Annotated in this window: 27 protein-coding genes and 1 pseudogene; 24 read left to right on the forward strand and 4 right to left on the reverse strand. The window is 35.3% G+C overall.

The window, feature by feature from the left end:
• Positions 1–31 precede the first annotated feature (31 nt).
• The 9 genes from gap to ACZ2M0_RS02110 all read left to right on the forward strand — a co-directional run bounded on the left by gap (position 32) and on the right by ACZ2M0_RS02110 (position 7,697).
• The gene (gene gap, locus ACZ2M0_RS02070) at positions 32–1,048 is read left to right on the forward strand and encodes a type I glyceraldehyde-3-phosphate dehydrogenase (RefSeq protein WP_046331890.1); all 1,017 of its coding nucleotides are present in this window, start codon (positions 32–34) and stop codon (positions 1,046–1,048) included.
• A 107-nt stretch (positions 1,049–1,155) separates the two neighbouring features.
• Entirely contained in the window at positions 1,156–2,367 is a 1,212-nt protein-coding gene (locus ACZ2M0_RS02075) for a phosphoglycerate kinase (RefSeq protein WP_490058334.1), read from the forward strand.
• Positions 2,368–2,391: 24 nt separating this feature from the next.
• Positions 2,392–3,147, forward strand: a complete 756-nt coding sequence (gene tpiA, locus ACZ2M0_RS02080; RefSeq protein ID WP_490058335.1) for a triose-phosphate isomerase — start codon at positions 2,392–2,394, stop codon at positions 3,145–3,147.
• A 155-nt stretch (positions 3,148–3,302) separates the two neighbouring features.
• Positions 3,303–3,884: a hypothetical protein gene (locus tag ACZ2M0_RS02085; protein ID WP_490058336.1), complete on the forward strand. Its 582-nt coding sequence runs from the start codon at positions 3,303–3,305 to the stop codon at positions 3,882–3,884.
• Between the two features lie 134 nt (positions 3,885–4,018).
• The gene (locus tag ACZ2M0_RS02090) at positions 4,019–4,660 is read left to right on the forward strand and encodes a hypothetical protein (RefSeq protein WP_490058337.1); all 642 of its coding nucleotides are present in this window, start codon (positions 4,019–4,021) and stop codon (positions 4,658–4,660) included.
• 128 nt (positions 4,661–4,788) lie between these two features.
• A complete protein-coding gene (locus tag ACZ2M0_RS02095) occupies positions 4,789–5,394 on the forward strand; it encodes a hypothetical protein (protein ID WP_490058338.1) in 606 nt (201 codons plus the stop codon).
• A 66-nt stretch (positions 5,395–5,460) separates the two neighbouring features.
• Positions 5,461–6,033, forward strand: coding sequence for a GDSL-type esterase/lipase family protein (locus tag ACZ2M0_RS02100; protein WP_490058339.1), 573 nt, complete (start codon positions 5,461–5,463; stop codon positions 6,031–6,033).
• 111 nt (positions 6,034–6,144) lie between these two features.
• Complete coding sequence (locus tag ACZ2M0_RS02105) at positions 6,145–7,209, forward strand: PucR family transcriptional regulator (RefSeq protein WP_490058340.1); 1,065 nt, start codon at positions 6,145–6,147, stop codon at positions 7,207–7,209.
• A gap of 5 nt (positions 7,210–7,214) precedes the next feature.
• On the forward strand, positions 7,215–7,697 hold the full coding sequence (locus ACZ2M0_RS02110; RefSeq protein WP_490058341.1) for a PTS sugar transporter subunit IIB: 483 nt from the start codon (positions 7,215–7,217) through the stop codon (positions 7,695–7,697).
• A gap of 125 nt (positions 7,698–7,822) precedes the next feature.
• Here ACZ2M0_RS02110 and ACZ2M0_RS02115 read toward each other — a convergent pair whose 3' ends face one another.
• Positions 7,823–8,338, reverse strand: a complete 516-nt coding sequence (locus ACZ2M0_RS02115) for a KpsF/GutQ family sugar-phosphate isomerase (protein WP_490058356.1) — start codon at positions 8,336–8,338, stop codon at positions 7,823–7,825.
• A 242-nt stretch (positions 8,339–8,580) separates the two neighbouring features.
• On the opposite strand from ACZ2M0_RS02115, the gene ACZ2M0_RS02120 reads away from it, so the two are divergent.
• The 8 genes and pseudogenes from ACZ2M0_RS02120 to ACZ2M0_RS02155 all read left to right on the forward strand — a co-directional run.
• The gene (locus tag ACZ2M0_RS02120; RefSeq protein ID WP_490058342.1) at positions 8,581–9,063 is read left to right on the forward strand and encodes a PTS sugar transporter subunit IIB; all 483 of its coding nucleotides are present in this window, start codon (positions 8,581–8,583) and stop codon (positions 9,061–9,063) included.
• Between the two features lie 15 nt (positions 9,064–9,078).
• Positions 9,079–9,834, forward strand: a complete 756-nt coding sequence (locus ACZ2M0_RS02125) for a PTS mannose/fructose/sorbose/N-acetylgalactosamine transporter subunit IIC (protein ID WP_338211851.1) — start codon at positions 9,079–9,081, stop codon at positions 9,832–9,834.
• A 2-nt stretch (positions 9,835–9,836) separates the two neighbouring features.
• Complete coding sequence (locus ACZ2M0_RS02130; RefSeq protein ID WP_490058343.1) at positions 9,837–10,661, forward strand: PTS system mannose/fructose/sorbose family transporter subunit IID; 825 nt, start codon at positions 9,837–9,839, stop codon at positions 10,659–10,661.
• A gap of 12 nt (positions 10,662–10,673) precedes the next feature.
• Positions 10,674–11,603, forward strand: a complete 930-nt coding sequence (locus ACZ2M0_RS02135; protein ID WP_490058344.1) for a phosphoglycerate dehydrogenase — start codon at positions 10,674–10,676, stop codon at positions 11,601–11,603.
• A gap of 5 nt (positions 11,604–11,608) precedes the next feature.
• Complete coding sequence (locus tag ACZ2M0_RS02140) at positions 11,609–12,028, forward strand: PTS sugar transporter subunit IIA (RefSeq protein WP_490058345.1); 420 nt, start codon at positions 11,609–11,611, stop codon at positions 12,026–12,028.
• Positions 12,021–12,911, forward strand: coding sequence for a dihydrodipicolinate synthase family protein (locus ACZ2M0_RS02145; RefSeq protein ID WP_490058346.1), 891 nt, complete (start codon positions 12,021–12,023; stop codon positions 12,909–12,911). Before ACZ2M0_RS02140 ends, ACZ2M0_RS02145 begins: the two co-directional genes overlap by 8 nt.
• Before the next feature lie 8 nt (positions 12,912–12,919).
• Positions 12,920–13,552, forward strand: a complete 633-nt coding sequence (locus ACZ2M0_RS02150; protein ID WP_490058347.1) for a beta/alpha barrel domain-containing protein — start codon at positions 12,920–12,922, stop codon at positions 13,550–13,552.
• Positions 13,553–13,716: 164 nt separating this feature from the next.
• A pseudogene (locus tag ACZ2M0_RS02155) lies at positions 13,717–13,915 on the forward strand (aldo/keto reductase); the annotation flags it as partial.
• 127 nt (positions 13,916–14,042) lie between these two features.
• Here the strand turns inward: ACZ2M0_RS02155 and ACZ2M0_RS02160 are convergent.
• Both ACZ2M0_RS02160 and ACZ2M0_RS02165 read right to left on the reverse strand, forming a co-directional pair.
• Positions 14,043–14,564, reverse strand: coding sequence for an LURP-one-related/scramblase family protein (locus tag ACZ2M0_RS02160; protein WP_045927831.1), 522 nt, complete (start codon positions 14,562–14,564; stop codon positions 14,043–14,045).
• A gap of 10 nt (positions 14,565–14,574) precedes the next feature.
• On the reverse strand, positions 14,575–15,450 hold the full coding sequence (locus tag ACZ2M0_RS02165) for a Cof-type HAD-IIB family hydrolase (RefSeq protein ID WP_490058348.1): 876 nt from the start codon (positions 15,448–15,450) through the stop codon (positions 14,575–14,577).
• A 194-nt stretch (positions 15,451–15,644) separates the two neighbouring features.
• Here ACZ2M0_RS02165 and ACZ2M0_RS02170 point away from each other — a divergent pair, with 194 nt between their 5' ends.
• Genes ACZ2M0_RS02170 through tsaE form a run of 3 tightly spaced genes read left to right on the forward strand, consistent with a single transcriptional unit; the run spans position 15,645 to position 17,813 of the window.
• Positions 15,645–16,340, forward strand: a complete 696-nt coding sequence (locus tag ACZ2M0_RS02170; protein ID WP_187154425.1) for a uracil-DNA glycosylase — start codon at positions 15,645–15,647, stop codon at positions 16,338–16,340.
• Between the two features lie 11 nt (positions 16,341–16,351).
• Complete coding sequence (pta, locus tag ACZ2M0_RS02175; protein ID WP_490058349.1) at positions 16,352–17,350, forward strand: phosphate acetyltransferase; 999 nt, start codon at positions 16,352–16,354, stop codon at positions 17,348–17,350.
• Entirely contained in the window at positions 17,340–17,813 is a 474-nt protein-coding gene (gene tsaE / locus ACZ2M0_RS02180; RefSeq protein WP_490058350.1) for a tRNA (adenosine(37)-N6)-threonylcarbamoyltransferase complex ATPase subunit type 1 TsaE, read from the forward strand. Before pta ends, tsaE begins: the two co-directional genes overlap by 11 nt.
• A gap of 33 nt (positions 17,814–17,846) precedes the next feature.
• On the opposite strand, the gene ACZ2M0_RS02185 is transcribed toward tsaE, so the two are convergent.
• Positions 17,847–18,380, reverse strand: coding sequence for a 3'-5' exonuclease (locus ACZ2M0_RS02185; RefSeq protein WP_187154423.1), 534 nt, complete (start codon positions 18,378–18,380; stop codon positions 17,847–17,849).
• Positions 18,381–18,480: 100 nt separating this feature from the next.
• Here ACZ2M0_RS02185 and murB point away from each other — a divergent pair, with 100 nt between their 5' ends.
• From murB to glmM, 4 genes are read left to right on the forward strand one after another with little or no spacing between them, the layout of a single operon-like run.
• On the forward strand, positions 18,481–19,380 hold the full coding sequence (gene murB / locus ACZ2M0_RS02190; RefSeq protein WP_462985081.1) for a UDP-N-acetylmuramate dehydrogenase: 900 nt from the start codon (positions 18,481–18,483) through the stop codon (positions 19,378–19,380).
• A 35-nt stretch (positions 19,381–19,415) separates the two neighbouring features.
• The gene (gene cdaA, locus ACZ2M0_RS02195; protein ID WP_046331904.1) at positions 19,416–20,261 is read left to right on the forward strand and encodes a diadenylate cyclase CdaA; all 846 of its coding nucleotides are present in this window, start codon (positions 19,416–19,418) and stop codon (positions 20,259–20,261) included.
• Positions 20,258–21,235: a CdaR family protein gene (locus ACZ2M0_RS02200; RefSeq protein ID WP_490058351.1), complete on the forward strand. Its 978-nt coding sequence runs from the start codon at positions 20,258–20,260 to the stop codon at positions 21,233–21,235. The genes cdaA and ACZ2M0_RS02200 overlap by 4 nt, the downstream gene beginning before the upstream one ends.
• Before the next feature lie 20 nt (positions 21,236–21,255).
• On the forward strand, positions 21,256–22,608 hold the full coding sequence (gene glmM / locus ACZ2M0_RS02205; RefSeq protein ID WP_046331906.1) for a phosphoglucosamine mutase: 1,353 nt from the start codon (positions 21,256–21,258) through the stop codon (positions 22,606–22,608).
• Positions 22,609–22,890: the final 282 nt, after the last annotated feature.

Here is a 22,890-nt window from a genome sequence, read left to right on the forward strand (position 1 = left end):
CTTACATAGTTCTTAAGGAGGACTTTAGAATATGACAGTTAAAATTGGTATTAACGGCTTTGGCCGTATTGGTCGTTTGGCATTCCGTCGCATTATGGACTTGGGCGAAAAGTCAAAGGATATTGAAGTTGTTGCTATTAACGACTTGACTACTCCAGCACTTTTGGCACACTTGCTAAAATATGACTCAACTCATGGTACATTTGACCACGAAGTTTCAGCTACTGAAGATTCAATCGTTGTAGATGGCAAGAAATACCGTGTATACGCAGAACCTCAAGCTCAAAACATTCCATGGGTTAAGAATGATGGTGTTGACTTTGTTCTTGAATGTACTGGTTTCTACACCAGCAAAGCTAAGTCACAAGCTCACCTTGACGCAGGTGCCAAGAGAGTCTTGATTTCAGCTCCTGCCGGCAATGACTTGAAGACTATTGTTTACTCAGTAAACGATGACACTTTGGATGCAAACGACAAGATCGTTTCAGCTGGTTCATGTACTACTAACTCATTAGCACCAATGGTTGATGCTTTGCAAAAAGAGTTTGGCATCAAGGTAGCTACTATGACTACTATCCACGCTTACACTTCAACCCAAATGCTTTTGGATGGTCCTGTTCGTGGTGGTAACAAGCGTTCAGCACGTGCTGCTGCTGTTAACATTATTCCTCACTCAACTGGTGCTGCTAAGGCTATCGGTCTTGTTGTTCCAGAATTGAATGGTAAAGTTAATGGTCACGCACAACGTGTTCCAGTTACTGATGGTTCATTAACTGAATTAGTTTCAATCCTTGACAAGAAAGTTACTGCTGACGAAGTTAACTCAGCATTGAAGAAGTACGAAAGCCCATCATTTGCTTACAACGATGATGAAATCGTTTCAAGTGATGTAGTTGGTATGACTGCTGGTTCAATCTTTGACCCAACTCAAACTATGGTAACTACTGCCGGTGACAATCAGTTAGTTAAGACTGTTGCTTGGTATGACAATGAATACTCATTCACTTGCCAAATGGTTCGTACTTTGTTGAAATTTGCTACTCTTTAATCTGTATTGTTTGATTACTGTTAAGTGGTAAAAGAGAAGGCGGAGGGAAATTCTTCCTTCCGCCTTTTTTTCAAAATTAAAAATAATTAAGTTATCGGAGGATATAGATGGCTAAATTAATTGTTTCTGACCTTGATGTAAAAGACAAAAAGGTTTTAGTCCGTGTTGATTTTAACGTGCCAATTAAAGATGGTGTGATTGGCGATGACAACAGAATTGTTGCTGCACTTCCTACTATTAAATACATCATTGAAAATGGTGGCAAGGCTATTCTTCTTAGTCACTTGGGACGTGTAAAGTCAGATGATGACAAGAAAGAATTGTCATTAAAACCAGTTGCGGAACGTTTAAGCGAGCTCTTAAAGAAGCCAGTTACCTTTGTTCCAGCTAACGAAGGTAAAGAAGTTGAAGACGCTGTTGCCAAGATGCAAGACGGTGACGTTGCTGTTTTAGAAAACACTCGTTTCCAAGATATCGACAATGACTTTGGCAAACGTGAAAGCAAGAATGATCCTAAGTTAGGTGAATACTGGGCTTCATTAGGTGACATGTACGTTAACGATGCTTTTGGTACTGCTCACAGAAGTCACGCTTCTAACGTTGGTATCGCTGAAGCCATGAAGAAGGATGGCAAGCCTGTTGCTGCCGGTTTCTTAATGGAAAAAGAAATCAAGTTCTTAGGTGATGCTGTTGCTAACCCTGTACATCCATTCGTTACAATTTTAGGTGGTGCTAAGGTTTCAGACAAGATCGATGTTATTACTAACCTCATTCCAAAATCTGACCACATTTTAATTGGTGGTGGTATGGCTTACACATTCTTAGCAGCTCAAGGCCATGAAATCGGTAAATCTTTGTTTGAACCAGATAAAGTAGATCTTGCTAAAAAATTGTTGAAAGACGCTGATGGTAAAATTGTTTTGCCTGTTGACAATGTTGCAGCTACTGAGTTTTCTAATGATGCAGCTCGCAAAGTTGTAGAAGATGACATTCCCGAAAACATGATGGGTCTTGATATCGGTCCTAAGACTGTTGCCAAGTTCAAAGATGTTTTAAAAGATGCCAAGACAGTTGTTTGGAACGGACCAATGGGTGCCTTTGAAATGTCAAACTTTGCTGAAGGTACTTTAGAAGTAGGCAAGGCACTTGCTGATTTAACTGATGCTACAACTATTATCGGTGGTGGTGATTCTACAGCTGCTGCTAAACAACTTGGTATTGCTCCAAAGATCACCCACATCTCAACTGGTGGTGGAGCTTCCTTGCAATACCTTGAAGGTAAGGAATTACCAGGAATTGCCTGCATTTCAGACAAGTAAATTTAAAGAAAGGACATTATTTACATGCGTACACCAATTATTGCTGGTAACTGGAAATTACATATGAATCCTAAGCAAACAACTGAGTTTGTTGCTGCTGTAAAGGATAAATTGCCAGAAGCAAGTAAAGTTGAAGCTTTGATTTGTGCTCCAGCTGTTGACCTTGAAAGTTTAGCTCAAGCTGCAAACGGCTCTGAATTAAGGGTCGGTGCCGAAAATGCTTATTTCGAAGATGAAGGTGCCTTCACTGGTGAAACCTCACCTAAAGTTTTAAAAGAAATGGGTATGAATTATTGTATTATTGGTCACTCTGAACGCCGTGGCTACTTCCACGAGACAGACGAAGATATTAACAAGAAAGCTAAAGCTTTATTTGCTAATGATATTACCCCAATTATTTGCTGTGGCGAATCACTTGAAACACGTGAGGCTAATAAGCAAGAAGATTGGGTAGTTAGTCAAATCAAAGCTGCACTTGCTGGCTTATCTGCGGATCAAGTTGCCAGTTTAGTTATTGCCTATGAACCAATCTGGGCTATTGGAACCGGTAAGACTGCCAGTTCAGATCAAGCTGAAGAAATGTGCAAGACTATTCGTGATACTGTCAAGGATTTGTACAATGAAGAAACTGCTGAGAATGTTAGAATTCAATACGGTGGTTCTGTAAATCCAGGCAATGTTAAAGAATTAATGGCTAAACCTGATATTGATGGTGGCTTAGTCGGCGGTGCTTCACTTAAACCAGATTCCTTCTTGGAATTAGTAAACTACCAAGATTAATTTTAAATGCAATTTAACAAAAAGTTTCTGCAATTTGTAGAAACTTTTTTTGTTTGTTCCAAAAGATATTTAGTTTATGCTTGATTTTTAATAAAATAGAAAATAATATAATTTTATAAATAATTTATATATAAATAATAAAATGAGGCAGTAAAATGAAAAAGAAAGTTAATTTTAAACTAGCAGAAATATTGGTAGCCCTCTTGGTATTGCTAGTTTTAGGAATTTGTGTTAGTCAAGGCAATAGTAATTTTGCGGATTTTAATAAAGTTGTAGAGGCAAAGCATGTTAAGGGAGACTTAGGAAAATTTACTGTACCTAAAAAAATGCGCGGCACATGGTATGGCAAGTATTTTGACATCAATGGAATTAAAGCAAAGAAAATTAATAAGATAAAGATTACTGCCCACACGATTGCCGGGAGTCCATTGCATAAGCAAGAAGCTAATTTTAAAGGTACCAAAATACCAAAGGCGGCTCGGAACTGGTCGAGAACATATTATCCAGTAAAGTTTAAAAAAGATAAGGGTATAAAATACATATCCATGTATCCGTGGGTAAGTCCGGTTTTATCTGGTGAGAGTCTTGGCTTATATCATTACAAAGGTCATACGGTTTTAATTGATAGAACTACATCCTCATTTAGAATTACTAATGTTTATTGGAAAACAGGCAAGCTGGCTAAAAAATATGGAGGTCATAAGCCTAAAGAGCTAAAAAGATACGGAGAATGGTAATTTCATGCATTTTTCCTAAGTAATCGAGGTCACTATTCATAGTGGCTTTTTGTTTACTTTCAGTGATACCGCTTGCAATAAGGAAAATACCTGTCCATAATATGAGGTAAAAATTATAGTAAGGAGTCAATACTATGAAATTTCGTAAAACTGCTATTTGGACAGCAACAGTAATTGCTTTAGCTGCAGCAGGTGGAATTATTAATAGCCAGACAAATCAAGCTCAGACTATTAAGGTGCAAAAATCCGTTAAGAAAATCAGTAATAAAACTAAGTATGGCTTTAAAAGAGATTTCAAATTTCCACGATCATGGCGGGGCAAGTGGTTTAGTAATACACATGGTCACTTGAGCAACATGATTATTAAGAAAAATGGTTTCAACACACCTTGGACTGGAGAATACGTTGAATTAGTTTCAGCCGGTAAAGTAAAAGGTACGAATAAGTACTTGTGGCAAATGCCTCAAAGTTGGTTTACCAAGCATGATAAAATTTTCAAACATTTGGGTCGAGTAACAACTAATAAGATTAGCAACAAAAAATGGATTGTCTTTAGCCCAATAGATGAAAATAATATCAAAATCGGATATGCTTTCAGTTTACAAAATAAAAAAATTGACGGTAAAACCCAGAAAGTAATGTTTGAAGCTAATCCTAAGACTGGCGAAATCTATGATCAATTTTACAGTTCACCAAAATTAGCACAGAAATATCAGAATTATCATTTTAAGAATGAGACATATGCTCCTGTTTTTAATCAATATCAGAAAAAGTAAATATATATTTTAGAATTAAAAACTGGTTTTAAATGGAACCAGTTTTTTCATAAAAAATGTATTTCTTAAATTGAGCAGCCAGTTTATAATTATTACTATATAATAAAAAGTATTTTAGGAGAAAATAAATGTCTAAAAAAATCACTGCATTAATTGCCATAGCATCTCTCACTCTATCACTTGGTGTACCAATTAAAGCAAACGAACCGCAAACGGCGAAAGCTGCGCAAAATCAGAAGAGCCAGCTTAGACTGGGGCAGCAATTTAAATTTCCCAAGACTTGGCGGGGTAAGTGGTTTAGCAACAATAATCTCACACCGAGCCCCATGTTTATTCACAAGACTGCGTTTAATACTCCTTGGGCAAATGATTATGTTAAAGTTGTGAAAACAGGTTTTGTTAAAGGAACAAGAAAATATCCTTGGCAAATGCCTAATGCCTGGAAACAAAGTAACAAAGATGAACTTGCTAAATACATGCGTGTTACAAGTAAGAAAATAAATGGTAACAAATGGATTATTCTAAGCCCAGTCCAAGAAAAATCCTTAAAAAATGGCTATGCTTTTATAGTTAAAAAAGAATCGATCGCAGGTAAAAATCATAAAGTACTATTTCAAGGTAATCCTGAAAATGGTCTAGTAATAAATCAATATTTTAAATCTAAAACTTTAACTAATAAGTATAGTGCATATGAATTTAAAAATATGAAGTATAGTAAAATTAATCCTCGTTAAGATATTAAACTGTAGTCTCAACTCTCTGTGATTACAGTTTTTTTTATGAAAAGTTAGGTGAGACTCGTGAAACTACTGTTAACAGGGGATAGCATTATTGCACGCAAAGAAGGCTTAAAAGAGCCTCGTATTAATGCAGAGATAAAAGAAAAAATACCAGGCACAAATTTAATTAATACGGCAGTTTCTGGTATTAACTCAGGAGCATTTTACGCATTATTGCCAGATTTAGTGTTAAAAGTTGAGCGTTGTGACAAATTAATTCTACTCTTGGGAACTAATGACTTGACCCTGCACAAAAATGTTCCGGTTACACAATTTAGTAAAAATATTTCTCTCATAATTTCCAGCGTAATTTGTTTATATTATCCGCAAAATGTAATTTTGATTTCACGGCCTGCAGTTGATGAAACCAGACAAAAAAATAGAATCAATCGTGAAATAGCTATTTATACTGCAGAATTAATAAAACTAGCCGAAACTTATAATTTGCATTTTATTAACCTATTTCAAGCTATGATTAAACGTGGTGACTTAACAAATCTTTGTCGAGGACAATTAAATGATGGTTTGCATTTTGGAGCAGAAGGATACCAGTTTTTATCAGATTTACTGGTAAAAGAATTATTGATTACCTAAAAGTACTCAACATTTTTTAATTCCTTGTGCTATACTGTTTCACTGAAATTGTGATTTACAAAAAATCTGGTTGAATGAATAGGTTATTTAAAGGTTAAACTGGAATAAAAAATGAATTTAAAAGCTATTTTTCAGGATTTCGAAAAAGTGGTTAAAAAAGATTCAAATATTTCTATTAGCTTGTTTGATACCAAAGGCCAATTAATAGATAGTAGTCAAGAAGATACCTCAGATCTTAATTTAAAGCTCTTAAAAAAAAGTAATTCACATGTTGCTATATATAAAATTGAAGTCTTAGATATTTTTTATGGTTACTTGGTGGTAAAAACAAAAGAAGCATATAAATATTTGGATGATGTTGGCTCTGTATTGTTTGAAACTTTTAAAACCCGTATAGAGTTAGAAAACGAAAAACAACAAAGAGATAGAATTCTTTCTGCTAATGAAAAATTGATTGAATCGATTATTTACGGTAATAGTATAAACATTAGTTTATCCTTGATGAAACAAGTTCTTTTAAAAAGTAACATTTATCGAATTCCGATAGTTTGTGTAAATTTGCATTCATTTGCGAGTGATGTATTAATTAATTTAAAATATAGGATTAACGATAATCAAACTTTTTATTCTGAAATAAATGAAAATACCATCATTTTATTTATGCATATAAACGATAAACAATTTGATGGCTACGAAGAATTTTTAACAGCTATGCTAAAAGATCTTGAAGATTGGGGATTAGAAAATACAACGTTTTATGTAGGTACCTTAGTAAACAATATTAATGATTATGAACAAAGCTACCTGCAAGCACTTTGGCTAAAAGATTACATTACTCCCAAAACTGGTTCCGTAGTATTTTTTAAAGATTATTATTTGACTTACTTAATAATGACCAGTAAGGAGTTTTATAATTCTTTTGATAATTACATTGAAAAAATTGAGCAAGAAAATATGGATTTGAAACAAGTTAAATCAGTTTTAGAAAATTTAATTGATTGTGATTTTAATTTATCTCTCACTGCGAAAAAAATGTTTATTCATAAAAACACATTATTGTACCGAATAAATAAGTTAGAACAAAATATTTTTGGATTTAATATCCGAAATAATTTTCAAAATAAAGTTTTTGTAGGTTCTTTCTTAAATTACATAAAATATATAAAAATTAGGTAAATAAAATGTCATTAAACGTAAAATTAGTCAGAGTTGATAATCGACTTTTACATTCAACAATTGTTTTAACATGGAGTAGATTTTTAAATATAAATTATTTTTTAATAGTTGATGATAACGAGCATGTTAACGGATTTTACTATCATATTCTAAAACTGGGAATCCCAGAAAATAAAGAATTAAAAATAGTTTCAAGTGAATCTTTGAACTCCACGCTAAACAAATTAAAAAAAGTAAATAAAAAGTATAATATAATCTTAGTCTTCAGTTCTTATAAAACACTTTTAAAATCAATTAAAATGGGTATGTCTTATAAAGATATTCAAGTTCCATACAGAAGCAGCAGATTAACAATGGCTGGGTTAGACAAGCAATTTGCTGCTTCAGATTTGGATTTAATTAAATTATGCAAAAAAATGGGAGCCAAATTCTACTTTCAGACAACACCATATGAAGAAAAAAATTATGGCCCATTTAGCAAATTGTAGGGTCATTAATTATTTAAATATTGACCTAAAAATCAAAGAATATAATTATAAAAAGATTCGCTTAAATACTGCTAAATTAGTATTTAAGCGAATTTTTTTATTTTGTGTCATAAAAACAATCAGTTTTATTTTCCAAATAGTTCTTTTCCTAAAGCACCATTTGGATGAAAACCTGCAAAATCCTTTCTAGTAAAATTTTTACTCTCTGATAAAGCACAAGCCAATGCATCACCAACTGCTAGTTCAGCCGTCGAACTGGAAGTTGGAGCCAAATTTAAATTATCAGCTTCATTCTTAACATGAATTATTAATTTGTAATCACACTTTTTAGCTAAAGTTGAGGTCACGCCACCTGTCATTGCTATAGTTTTTGCACCAATCTTTTTAATAAATTTTATAGGTGCAAGAGTCTCTTTGGTTTCACCACTGTTTGACAAAATGATAACAATATCATTTTTAGTAATCATACCAAGATCTCCGTGCATACTTTCTACGGCATGTACGAAAAGAGAAGGAATTCCTAGGCTGGAAAAAGTTGCGGCTAATTTTTGACCGATATGTCCTGTTTTACCTACTCCCATAAAAATTATTCTTCCGTGACAATTTTGACAAGCTGCTATTACTGCTTGATAGTCATTCATATTTGTCGAAATTTGCTTGTTAACTTGTTCAATTGCTTCTGCTTCATTGTCTAAAACTCGTTTCATAGTTTCAATTGCTTCTGTCATTATCAATTCCTCCTTATTTTTTTATTGATAGCTTAATAAGAATAAGGAAATTTGTATTCGTACAAATGCACAAATAATTTCTAATATTTTTGTACTTTATTACGTACATTTTGAAAGCGTATTCAAATATCATTGAAGTAAAAGGAGGAAAAATAATGTCAGTAAGATTAACAAGAGTAGATTATAGAATGATCCATGGTCAAGTTATTACAAGATGGATTAAACAGTGTGATATCAATGAAATTGATGCTATTGACACAGCATTGAGTAATGATGAGTTCATGCAAGAAGTTTTCAAAATGGCTGTACCAGCAGGTGTTAAAATTAAAATTTTTTCAGTAGATGAAGCAATAAAAGCACAACAGGAAGGTGCTTTTGATAAAAGACATTGTTTATTGCTTTTTAAAACTGTGCCCTCAATTTATGAAGCTGTTATGAAGGGTTTCAAAATGAATGAAATTCAAATTGGTGGCTTAGGTGGAGGTAAGGACAGAAAGGCAGTAAACAATGCAATCACACTTAATTTGGAAGATGGCCAAAAATTGAAGGAAATGGAGCAAAAAGGCATTCATATTTATCTTCAGACAACACCTGATTATCCATCAATAGAACTTGATGAAGCTTTGAAAAAGCTTTAAAGGGAGGTTAAGAAAATGATTGTAAAGGCTATTTTAGTTGGTATTTTATATTGGCTGGGTATGGGCAGAGCAGAATATTATGTGGCCTATGCTTTAAGAAAGCCCGTAGTTACGGGTACTTTAATTGGTTTAATATATGGTAATGTTCAAGCTGGCTTGTTATATGGCGCTACCATTCAGTTAATGTGGATGGGCGGTATTGAAGCTGGAGGAAACATTCCAGCAGATCAAAGTTTAGCAACATGTATAGCAGTTCCTGCAGCAATTTTAAGTGGTATAAAGCCAGGAGCAGCTGTTGCTTTAGCAGTTCCTTTTAGTGTATTAGGAGTCTTAATTAATAATTTACGCAGGACTTTTAACTCATTTTTTAATACAAGAGTAGACAAACTTATTTCTGAAAAAAAGTTTGATGCGGTTAACAAATGGGAGTTTCTTATTCCTTGGGCTTGTAACTTTGTTTTATATTTCACTCCAGTATTTGTGGCAACCTTATTTGGTCCTTCAGTGTTAAAAGCATTTGTAAATATTATTCCAGTATGGCTAATGAATGGTTTAAATAATGCAGGGATGATGCTTCCAGCTCTTGGTTTTGCCTTAACAATTGTTGTTATGGGAAAGAAAAAATATATTCCGTTCTTTGTTTTAGGATATTTTATGTTTGCTACTATGAAATTTTCAATGCTAACAGGAGCAGTATTTGCAATTTCAATCGCTTTAATTTTCTCTTTATTACAACAAAATGATGATGCTGAAGAAAAAGAGGAGGTATAAAAATGGATAGCTCAAAAGAAAAAAATAAGAAAATAACTAAACTAGATATAGTTAAGGCATGGGCAAAGTGGTGTTTAGCGGTAGAAGTACCGGTTAGCTTTGATAGAATGCAGGCATTGGCATTTAGTTTTTCAATCAGTCATATACTAAAAAAAGTTTATCGTGATGATCCCGAAGAATATCAAAATGCAATGATTCGTCACGTGCAAATGTTTAACTCCAATTGTGATTGGGGAAGTATCATTCACGGCATTACTATTTCTTTGGAAGAACAAAGGGCCCAGGGAAACAAAAATGTTACACCTGAGATGATAGAGTCATTGAAAGTCGGTTTAATGGGACCTTTAGCCGGTATAGGAGACAGTGTAGATCAAGGTATTGTTGCAACAATTCCGCTGGCAATTTTTGTTCCTATGGCCTTAAAGGGTGCAGTTTGGGCAGCTTTTGTTCCGGGAATTATCTATCTCGTTTGGAGTTATTGCTGGTCATTTTTCTTAATAAATCAAGGTTATAAGTTAGGTCGTAATTCTGTTATGAAGTTGCTGAAATCCGGGTTACTTCAAAGAGTTATTGATGTAGCAAGTATTGTTGGACTGTTTATGATAGGTTGTTTGTCAGCATCTTATGTAAAATTTCCAATTGCATTAAAAGCTGGTGGAGTGAGTATTCAACAGATCTTAGATCAGATACTTCCAGGCATGTTGCCTTTTTTACTAACAATGGGCATGTACTTTTATATTGATAAAAAAGGACCGAAATTTATTAGAATTCTGCTAGTAACAATGATTTTAGCCATAATTTTAACAGCAACAGGAATTATGGCTTAGAAAGGGCGTAAAATGAAAATTTTAATAACTCCAAGGGGTTTTGCAAATGTGGGTCAGAAATATATTCAAGAACTAATCGATGCTGGTTTTACTGTTGACTATAACAAAACTGGTGCTCAATATTCATATGAACAATTTAAAGAAAAAGCAACGGATGCAGATGGAATCATCGTGGGTGTTGATAAGGTTGACAGTGAAGTTTTTGATGTAGCTCACAATTTAAAAGCGGTATGCAAATTTGGTGTTGGTATTGATAACATCGATGTAACAGAAGCAAAAAAGAAAAATGTTGAAATAGGCAGGACCGTAGGCTCTAATTCTAATTCAGTTGCAGAGCATGTTCTTTCTTTTATATTTGCCGATGCCAAAAATTTGTTTAATACATTTTCTAAAGTAAAAGCTGGACAGTGGGACAAGCCTACCGATATTGAAATTGAGGGAAAAGTATTGGGCATTGATGGCTTCGGAGCAATTGGTAAAATTTTAGCAAAAAAGGCAAGCCAGTTAGGAATGACTGTACTAGTTCACGACATTTTTAATATTGATCACGAAACTCAAAAAGTTTTTGGTATTAAACAAGTTTCTTTTGATGAACTTTTGAAAAATTCTGATTACTTGACGTTACATTTGCCATTAACCAAAAAAACTCGAAACACAATTGATAGTGATGAATTTAAAAAGATGAAACGTAATGCTTGTTTAATAAATGCTGCTAGGGGTGGTATTGTCAACGAAGAAGCTTTATTGGATGCACTAAAGAAAAATATGATCAGAAGTGCTTATTTTGATGTTTTCAGCAGTGAGCCTCCTGCTAAGAATGATCAGTTATTAAGGCAACCAAATTTTTATTTAACAGCGCACACTGCAGCCAGGACTAAAGAAGCTGAGTTAAGGACATGTGAATATTCCACTAATTTCATGTTAAAGACACTTAGGAGGTGAGTAGAGTGGCAATAAAAATAGTGGTAGCTACTCATGGTAACTTTGGTAAAGAAATTATTAACTCTGCTAGTATGCTTATAGGAGATATTTCAAAAATTACGTCACTTTCGTTAATGCCTGGAATGTCTTTTGAGGATTTTGTGAATGAAGCAAGAGATACTTTGATTAAAAATAAGGATGAACAAATATTATGTTTTGTCGATCTTTTTGGTGGTACTCCATCTAATACAATGACTGCCTTAACTAGAGAATTTCAGATGAACGTTATTACAGGTTTAAATTTGCCTATGCTTATTGATGCTTGTCTAAAAATTCAGAGTGGAGAAACAAATTTAGCTAAGTTAACTGCTGAAGAGCATAAAGTAGGAAAAGACTCAGTAGTGATTACAAATGAAAAATTGGAGGAGAACAATAAAAATGTTTAACGGAATTATTACGCCAATCGTGACTCCATTTAATGATGATGAAACGCAAACTATTAATTATCAGGCAACAGACCAACTGATCGACCACTTGATAAAAAATGGTGTTAATGGAATATTTCCGTTGGGAAGCAATGGGGAATTCAATGTTCTTACTATAAAAGAAAGAAATGAGTTTGCTTCTCATGTCATTAATTATGTAAATCACAGAGTACCAGTTTATGTAGGCACAGGAGCCTGTAGCACTAATGAAGCTGTGTACTTATCACGAAAAGCGGAAGAACTAGGAGCTGATGCCCTTTCAGTAATTACTCCTTACTTTTTCAAATTACGAGATGAAGATATTTATGATTATTATAAGCAAATTGCTGAAAGCGTTAAAATTCCAATTATCTTATACAATATTCCCGGAAACACACAAAATAATATTAATCCTAAAGTTTTAGACCAATTAGCTGAAATTCCAAACGTGGCCGGAATTAAGGATAGTAGTGGCAATACAGAAAGCATAGATGCATACTTAAAAGTGGTGCAAAAACATGAAAATTTACATTTTTTAATTGGCTCTGATTCCAAAATTTCTTATGCCTTTGAAAGAGGAGCTACCGGAGCAATTGCAGGTACAAGCAATTTATTAGTTAAAAATGTGGTGGCGCTAAATAATGCTCTGCGTTCAGGAGATATTGAAACGGCAAAAAAAATGCAAGAAAGTCTTAATCCTTTAAGAAAAATTATGCATGAAGCTCCAGTACCATCAGTTTTAAAACGTGCAGTAACACTTGCAGGAATAGCTAATGTAGGTAATGCTAGAAAACCAGAGATCGCTCCTAATGAAACCTTGAATCAAGAAATAAAAGAACTTATTGTTGAATATAATCTCAAATAGGAGGAAAAATGCGTAAATTTGATAATATGAGAAGAATTTTAGATAGTTGTGCTTTAGCTGTTGTTAGGGCTCCTAAAAAACGAGTTTTAGAAGTGGCCCAGGGAATAAGTCAAGGTGGAATAGATGTTATGGAGGTAAGTTACACTAATAACGATGCACCATTGGCGATTGATTTGGTACACGAAAAGCTTGGGGATAAAGTTTTAGTTGGAGCTGGAACCGTTCTTGATGCTCCAACCGCAAGAGATGCAATTTCACATGATGCCGGGTTTTTATATTCTCCGATGTTTGATAAAGGAGTTGCAGAAATTGCAAATGAGTATCAAATTCCTTATGCTGCTGGTTGTACAACTGTAACTGAAGCTATCACAGCAATGCGTGCTGGTGCTACATTTATCAAGATGTTTCCATATTCAGGAATTGAAGGCCCTGAGGTCATAAAAACAATCAAGACACCAATACCATGGATGCCTGTTCTCCAATCTGGATCTATAAATGTTGACAATATTCATGAATGGCTTGATGCTGGAGCTGAAATCTTGGGAATTGGTAGTGCCCTTACAAAAGGAACTGTTGAAGATATTGCTCAAAGTGCATCAAAAATACGACAGACTATAGATAACTATTACCAAAAAGGGTAACTGCTATATACTACAAAAATAATCAAAATTCCTGCAAAAAGCAGGAATTTTTTATTAAAGAATTTAAAATTACTTTAACGATTAAGTAATATTTTTATTTAATTTGCTATAAAGTTAACTCCAAGGTTTACAATCTGTTTGTAATTTAATAAAGGAGTAATAAAATGAAAGAAATCAAATTAAATAATGGTATTACAATGCCTATCTTGGGCTTTGGCGTTTTTCAAATAAATGATTTGAATATTGCTGAAAATGTGGTTGAGGATGCAATTAGATCCGGATTATCGTTTAATTGACACAGCTGCTTCTTACGGCAATGAAGGAGCGGTAGGAAAAGCTGTTAAAAATAGTGGAGTTAATCGATAAGATTTGTTTATTACTACTCGCGCTGAAGAAATTGCCAATTTTACTTTTACAGATTTGTCATTAAATTAGTTTTAAACAGTAAAAAAGTTACTAGTAAAGTCAGTTTGATATGCTAGTAACTATATTAATTAAAGTTAACATTATATTTACGACCAATAGGTGGAAAAGTTGGCAGTCTCAATGGTGTAGTATGCCATTGGGTGAAAAGAGTAGCACATAATAAAATAAAAGGAACATCTTCAGGTCGTTCAATGTCGCAAATGAGGACTACGCCCTCACTTTGAACAACAGTACGCACTGTTGCGACTTTTTTGATACCAAAGAGGAACTTATAACTTCCCTTTTTGATACTGCCAGAGACTATATAATTTAATCTAGTAATATAAAAAAGGTTTGCCAATTTATTGTTTAAGCGTTTAACCTTTACTAAAGAATGGTTGATAACATCAATTGTGTAGGAAGAAATAAATCCATTGCCATCGGTATAAAGACGTCCGATTTCTTTACCATTAACTTTTTTTAAGTACAGAGTATGGTTGGGATTATCTAAATTGCCTTGAATAATATACTGAATTTTATTGTTTTCATTTGCTACAGGTATTTGACCATATTCCTGTTTTTGAGTTAATTCCAATAAGTAGCGCATCTAAGCACCTCTATTCTTTTGCATTATCCTTGATAAATTTTCTTAAAACATAAGCAACTCCATCTTCATTATTTGACTTGGTTTTGACTTGTGCTAATTCTTTTATTGCCGGAACAGCATTGGCCATAGCCACCCCTGTTCCGGCATCTCTAATCATGCTGGCATCATTTAAATTATCACCGATAGCAGCTACTTCTTCACGTTTAATACCCTTTTGACGTGCATAATCAAGAAGCGCTGGTCCCTTTTGTGCTTTAGCATCATTAATCTCAATATTAGCAGCAGAGCTTGAAGTCACAACAACGTCACCTAAAGCATTGATTTCTTTTTTAGCTTGAGTAAAAGCAGCTTGACCGCGACCATCGAATGCAATAATTTTCATGATTTCAATCTTGGGATTTGTTAGCAAGTGATCATAATCATCTACTAAAGTCATGCTTAGCATAGCATCACTACCTGCAGCAGTAGCTACTGCTTTTTTAAAATTAACCTTTGGATCAAGTAACATTAAGGAACGAGCTAAATTAACTATTCGCTTACTAGTATCCGTTGAGAAAATCTTTTCAGCGGTGACTAATTCAAAATAAATATTATTTTCCCTGAGGATTTTTGAAATTAGACTGGCTTTTTTATTTGGCAGTTTGTGCTTAACCTTTAAATTGGCATCCGCATCATAGACTAATGCACCATTAATATTGATAAAGCCAGTTTTAAGACCATAATCATGCATAGTTTTACGAGATTGTCGTGGCGCACGCCCGGTTGCCACTAAAAATTCAATACCATTTTTTTGTGCTGCACGAATCGCAGCGACATTTTTGTCTGATATAGCCATATCACTGTTAAAAAGAGTTCCGTCTAAATCACAAGCTACTAATTTAATCAATGGTAAAATTACTCCTCCTCCAATTTTGCTAGTTAAATGAGTACTTTACATGTTAACATTATGAAGAAAACCTTACCTTTAATTTTTATCAACTTCACATGAAAATTAAAAGAAATTAAAAGTATTTATTGTCCCAGTTTCATTATTAATTTCATGATAACATAAAAGTTAACGAAAGAGAGGCTGTTTAGGTGATGAAAAAATTTATTGGAAACGACTGGGATGAAATCTTGGCTCCAGTGTTTAACAGTGAAAAGTATCAGCGATTACATGAATTTTTAAAAAAAGAATATGCGACCAAAAAGATTTATCCTGATATGTATCATATTTTTACCGCTTTTAAGTTAACTTCATTTGCAAATACTAAAGTAGTCATTTTGGGACAGGATCCGTATCATAATCCTGGTCAGGCAACAGGGATGAGCTTTTCAGTTAATCCCGGTGTAAAATTGCCACCTTCTCTGCAAAACATTTATAAGGAACTTTATGATGATGTGGGTTGTAGACCCGTTAATCATGGTTATTTAAAAAAATGGGCAGATCAGGGAGTTTTACTATTAAATGCTGTTTTAACTGTCCCTTACGGTCATGCTAACGGTCACCAGGGAAAAGGGTGGGAAGAAGTAACTGACGCCGCAATTAAGGCTTTAAGTGATCGTGGCAAAGTGGTCTTCATATTATGGGGTCGCTATGCTCAAAATAAAATCGTTTTGATTGACCAAGATAAAAACTTTGTGATTAAATCAGCTCATCCAAGTCCGTATTCTGCAGACAGAGGATTTTTTGGTTCAAGACCTTTTTCACGCTGCAACGAAGCACTAAAAAATTTTAACGAAATCCCCATTGATTGGCAGTTGCCGACCAAAGTTACACAAGCAGATTTAGCATAGGTAGGAAATAAATGAGCGTTTTTGATTTATTAAAAAATAAAGTACAAAAGTCACACAGAAAGTATCAGATTGTTTTTCCTGAAGGAGATGACCTCCGCATTTTAAACGCAGCCAGCAAATTATCTTTGGATAATGTTGTTAAGCCCATTTTATTAGGCAGTTCCACGAAGATAACTAGTTTGGTACAAGAACAAAATTTAACTTTTAGAGAGTTAGTAATAATTGATCCAGCTCACTATGAGAACAAGGCAGCTATGGTGCAGAACTTTATCAACGCACGAGGGAAAAAAGTTGAACCCACTGAAGTAGCAGAAACAGTAAAAGATCCAAATTATTTTGGCACTATGCTCGTTGAAATGGGGCTGGCCGACGGCATGGTATCAGGAGCAACTCATTCGACTGCTGCAACGGTAAGACCGGCTTTGCAATTGATCCACACCGCTAAAGGCATGAAACGTGTTTCTGGCAGTTTTATTATGGAGCGGCACGATGAAAAATATATCTTTGCTGATTGCGCAATTAATCTAGATCCAGATAGCCAAACTTTAGCTGAAATTGCATACCAGTCAGTTAAGACTGCACAAATGATTAATATTGATCCTAAAGTCGCATTTTTAAGTTTTTCAACTAAAGGTTCAGCCCAGGCAGATATGGTTGCTAAAGTTGAACAAGCTGCAGAAATTTTTAAACAGCAACATCCAGATATTCCTGCAGATGGTGAGTTACAATTTGATGCTGCTTTTGTGCCTGAAGTAGCTGCTAAAAAAGCTCCAGAATCTGTCATTAAGGGACGAGCAAATATTTTTATTTTTCCTGAATTGCAGTCTGGCAACATTTCTTATAAAATTGCTCAACGTCTAGGTAACTTTGCGGCTATTGGCCCTATCTTGCAGGGACTGCGCAAACCTGTTAATGATCTTTCGCGCGGGGCAAATACTCAAGATGTTTATAACATTGCCGTTTTAACTGCTGCACAGGCACTAATAAGGGATGAAGAAAATGAAGCTTGAGGTCAATTCGACACAAGAAATGCAACATTTAGGTGCAGTTATTGCTCAAACTGCACAAGCTCATGATTTATTACTGTTAAATGGTGATTTGGGCGCAGGTAAAACGACTTTAACTCAGGGAATTGGCAGGGCACTGGGAATTAAACGCCCAGTAAAAAGTCCTACTTTTACTATTGTGAGGGAATACACTGAAGCCAAGCTGCCATTATTTCATATGGATTTTTATCGTTTGGAAAATGATGATTTATCATCAATTGATTTAAGTGCTTATATGGCCGAACCTGGCTTGGTTGTAATTGAATGGCCGGAAATTGTGCAAGAACAACTTCCTGAGCAATTTTTACAACTGACCATCAAAAGAGTAGATGATAGCTGGAACTCGACTAAGCGAATAGTTGAATTCGCGCCCAAAGGCAGTAGGAATAAACAATGGGCAGAAAATATTATAGAAAAAATAAGTTAAAAAATAGGGCCTAAAAGGCCCTACTTTTTTATGCTATATTTGATAAACTAAGTTTTTCAGTGCTTCGTCACCATATTGTTTATCTTGTGCTATTAATATACCGGCACATGCTTCACTATCACTTAAGGCATTATGATGGTGCCATAATTCTACACCAAGAGCATTTGAAACAGTGTCGAGTTTATGGTTAGGTAATTTCGGTTCAAATAACTTGCTGGTCCGTAAAGTATCAATAACAAAATAGTGTGGTTCAGGTATGTCATAGCGTGCCAAGCTCTGTCGCATGACATTAGTATCAAAGCGGGCATTATGAGCCGTGACTAACATCCCCGGTTGATATAAATCCTTAATTTTAGGCCAAACTTCAGCCATCGTTGGGGCATCTTTGACATCTGCCGCAGTAATATCGTGAATTTGAATGTTGCGAGCATCAAAAGGCATTTGCGGATTAATTACCGTATAAAAACGATCTATAATTTGATTGTCCCGAACCATCACTAGTGCCAAAGAGCAAGCACTCTCTGGATGCCGGTTGGCTGTTTCAAAGTCCATCGCGATGAAATTCATATTATCTCCTTTAAATTTTAATTTTAGTATAACATATGATGAAGCAATTAACTGAATGCGGTAAAATAGTAAAAGATTAGTAAAAAAGGGGATTTTTGTTTTGAAATTAGCGGATTTAGCCCAAAATGGTATTGAAATGGAAAAGCAGGTTCCGCTTAGTAAATACACATTTACTAAAACTGGAGGACCAGCTGAATTTCTCGCCTTTCCTCGTAATGACAGTGAATTAAGGAAATTAGTAATTACTGCTAACGAAAATAATGTTCCCTTAACGGTAATAGGTAATGCTTCCAATTTAATTATCCGAGATGGTGGAATTGATGGTTTAGTCATAATTTTAACCAAGATGGAAAAAATAAAAGTTAAAGGTAATTGCGTTATTGCCCAAGCAGGAGCCACAATTGTTGATACGGCTTTTACTGCTGCTCATCATGGTTTAAGTGGTATGGAATTTGCAGCTGGAATTCCAGGCAGTGTTGGTGGGGCAGTCTTTATGAATGCTGGTGCTTATGGAGGAGAAACTTGCAATGTAATCCAAAGTGTAAAGGTGCTGACACGAGCAGGTGAATATAAAAATTATTCTCAAGCAGAAATGAAATTTTCCTACCGTCACTCCTTGGTGCAGGAAAATGGTGATATTGTAACAGAAGCAGCTTTTACCTTAAAAAAAGGAAATAAAAGCAAAATCTTGGCAAATATGAATTATCTCAACGCTTTGCGTAAGTATAAGCAGCCTCTGGAATATCCATCTTGTGGAAGTGTTTTCAAGCGCCCAGCTGGTCATTATGTTGGACCTATGATTATTCAAGCAGGACTTCAGGGAAAACAAATTGGTGGTGCTCAAGATTCAACTAAACATGCTGGTTTTATCGTGAATAAAGGTGGTGCTACGGCTACGGATTACTTAAATTTAATTCATTTAATTCAAAAGAAAATCAGGTCAAGTTTTGGACTTGACCTACAAACAGAAGTTAGAATAATTGGTAAGCCCAATGATTAAAGTATTATGTTTACACATAATGGGAAGGAGAATTTATGCAAAGTGTTGGTACCCATATTTTTACTTGGAGCACCTTTTCAACAATTCTTGATATTCTAATTATCTGGTTTGTTGTTTACCACCTGGTGGTTTTGATCCGGGGAACTAAAGCAGTTCAACTGGCCAAGGGCATTGTGCTGATATTTCTTGTACGCATTATTGCTGGCATCTTGCAATTGCATGCTACCACCTGGTTAATTGATCAAATCGTTTCCTGGTCCGTAGTAGGTATTATTGTGATTTTTCAGCCAGAAATCAGACGTGGACTTGAGCACTTAGGCCGTTTGCCTATTTTTGGCGGCCGTGAGGACAGTGCTCGGGATGAATCAATTAAATTTATTAATGAGCTTGATAAAGCTATTCAGTACATGTCAAAAAGAAGAATTGGAGCATTGATTACAATTCAGCAGGAAACCGGTCTTGAAGATTATATTGAAACTGGAATTAAGTTAAATGCAGATGTTACGGGGGAACTGCTTATTAACATTTTCATTCCCAATACTCCGTTACATGATGGTGCGGTTATCATCAACAATGATCATCAAATTGCAGTTGCTGCGGCCTATTTGCCACTTTCAGATAACAGCATGATTCCTAAAAGACTGGGAACACGCCATCGCGCTGCTGTAGGTATTTCTGAAGTGACGGATGCAATTACTGTAGTTGTTTCAGAGGAAACTGGAGGGGTTACAATTACCCGTAATGGCCGTTTTATGGTTGATTTAACCCGTGATGAATATCTAAAATATCTCAATGCAGAACTGGTTCCAAAGAAAAATGATAACGATAAATGGTATCAAAAAATTATCCGCAAGCTCTGGAAATGGGGTGCTGACCGATGAGAGAATTTTGGAAAAAATCTTGGTTTATTAAACTGGTATCTTTGTTAATAGCTGTTTTACTGGTTATTTATATTAACTCTACTCAGGCCGGATTTTTATCTCAAGGACAAGCAGAAAAAACAAAGCAAACTGCAAATAAAACCCAAACCATTAAGGTTCCCCTGCAAGTTTCGGTTGATACTGATAAGTATTATGTTGTTGGCTATCCTGAAAAAGTAAGTGTGACACTCGAGGGTTCAACTGCATTGGTTACTTCAACCGTTAATACCCAAAACTTCAGAGCGTACATCGATTTGACTAATAAAAGTATTGGCAAACATAACGTTAAAATTCATGTTAACGGCATTAACAGGCAAATATCCTATTCGCTTAATCCTCGCAGTGTTGAAGTTGATATTCAAAGACGAAAATCTACTACAATGCCTATACAAATAGAGTATAATAAGAGTGCTGTTGCTCGTGGCTATCAACTGGGTCACTCCAGTGTTTATCCGCAGCAGGTTGAAGTGACCGGAGCTCGTTCTGAAGTAGATCAAATTGACCAAATAGTAGCCAAAGTAGTTTTACCAAATGGGATTGACCACACATATGAGCGGCAGGTCAATTTAATAGCAGAAGATCATAAGGGCAGGCAACTAAACGTAGTTATTGATCCCGCAACGGCTAAAGTATCAATTCCCGTTACAACAGCCAAAAAAGCAGTTAAAATAAAGCTTGAGCCTGAGCATGAGAAAATGAATAAAATATATTCTCTAACTGCTAAAACTAAGTATGTTACTTTATATGGTAGTGAAGAAGACTTGGCTAAGGTGAAGCATTTAAAGGTCCCGGTCGATTTGAGAACTATTACGTCTTCTACTACCAAAACAATTACTTTTAATTTACCTGATGGGGTTGTGAGATCAAATCCCAGGCAGATTACTGTTGATGTAAAAGTGGAAAATGCAAACGATTCAAAAAATAAAAATAATTAAGATAGGAAGGTTGTTTAATAATGTTGAAATATTTTGGCACTGATGGTGTACGTGGAGTGGCTAATCAAGACTTGTCTCCAGAATTGGCATTTAAACTGGGTCGTGATGGTGGCTACGTTTTAACTAAAAATAAAGCTAAGGAAGAGCAGGCAAAAGTTCTAGTTTCTCGTGATACCAGGATTTCGGGGCAAATGTTGGAATACGCTTTGATATCCGGACTTCTTTCCGTTGGGATTGAGGTTTTAGAAGTTGGTGTAATTACTACCCCTGGTTTGTCCTACTTAGTCCGTGCTCAAGGGGCTGATGCCGGTGTTCAAATTTCCGCTTCCCATAATCCTGTAGAAGATAACGGTATTAAGTTCTTTGGCAGCGATGGTTTGAAATTGTCGGACGAAATGGAGGGCGAAATTGAAAAACTAATTGATGCTCCAGAAGATAATTTGCCTAGACCTTCTGCTAAAGGATTGGGTTCAGTCACTGACTTTCATGAAGGCGGTGCCAAATATTTACAATTTATTGAAAATACTATTCCCGAAGACCTTGGTGGTATCAAAGTGGTTATTGACGGTGCCAACGGTGCTGCCAGCAGTTTGATTTCTCGGCTATTTGCTGATTGCGGAGTTGATTTCACTACTATTGCTACTCATCCTGATGGCTTGAACATTAATGATCACGTTGGCGCTACGCATACCAAAAAACTGCAGGAAGAAGTCGTTAAACAAGGTGCGCAACTTGGTCTCGCTTTTGATGGCGATGCTGATCGTTGCATTGCTGTTGATGAAAATGGTCACGAAGTTGATGGCGACCACATCATGTATATTCTCGGCAGCTATATGGAAGATGGCGGTCGACTGAAAAAAGATACCATTGTCACTACTGTAATGAGTAATCTCGGCTTTACTAAGGCATTACAAAGGCGTGGCATTAAAAATGTTCGTACACAGGTGGGCGACAGGTATGTTTCAGAGGAAATGCGAGCAAACGGTTATAATTTAGGTGGAGAACAATCAGGTCACGTGATTATGAGTGACTATCATAATACCGGTGACGGAATGTTGACTGGCTTGCATCTAATGTTAGTAATGAAAAGAACTGGCAAAAGTTTGACAGAATTATTAACTGATTTTAAGGAATATCCCCAATGCTTGGTTAATGTTCCGGTTAAGGATAAAAAATCCTGGAAAGAGCACCAACCTATTTTAGACGTCATTAAAGAAGTTGAAAATGAAATGGGTGATGAGGGACGAGTATTAGTGCGGCCTTCCGGAACACAGTCGCTTCTGCGGGTAATGGCTGAAGGACCTACTCAAGAGGAAACTGACGCTTACGTTAAGAGAATAACCGATGTAGTGGAAGCGGAAATGGGAGTATAAATAAATAAAACCTACTTGTGCGTTTGAGTTAAAAAGCAGTTAAACCAGAATAAGACCCTCAAAATTGAGGGTCTTATTTTATTCTTTAACATTTTTTTCTATGCCAGCTGGTGTGACATCAGCTGCTGTATTTACTGGCTTTAAATTTTGCCAACTTATCTTACTAAAGCAGCCCATTCGTTTTAAGATAAGAATATTTTTTCTCACCCTTTTTGTTATAAACACGAGTCTTATGATTCAAGGTTAGCTTGCCTTGCTCAGAATTTACATTTGACGTAGTAG

It is taken from the genome of Lactobacillus sp. VURO6/B1 (VP7), from assembly GCF_058139575.1.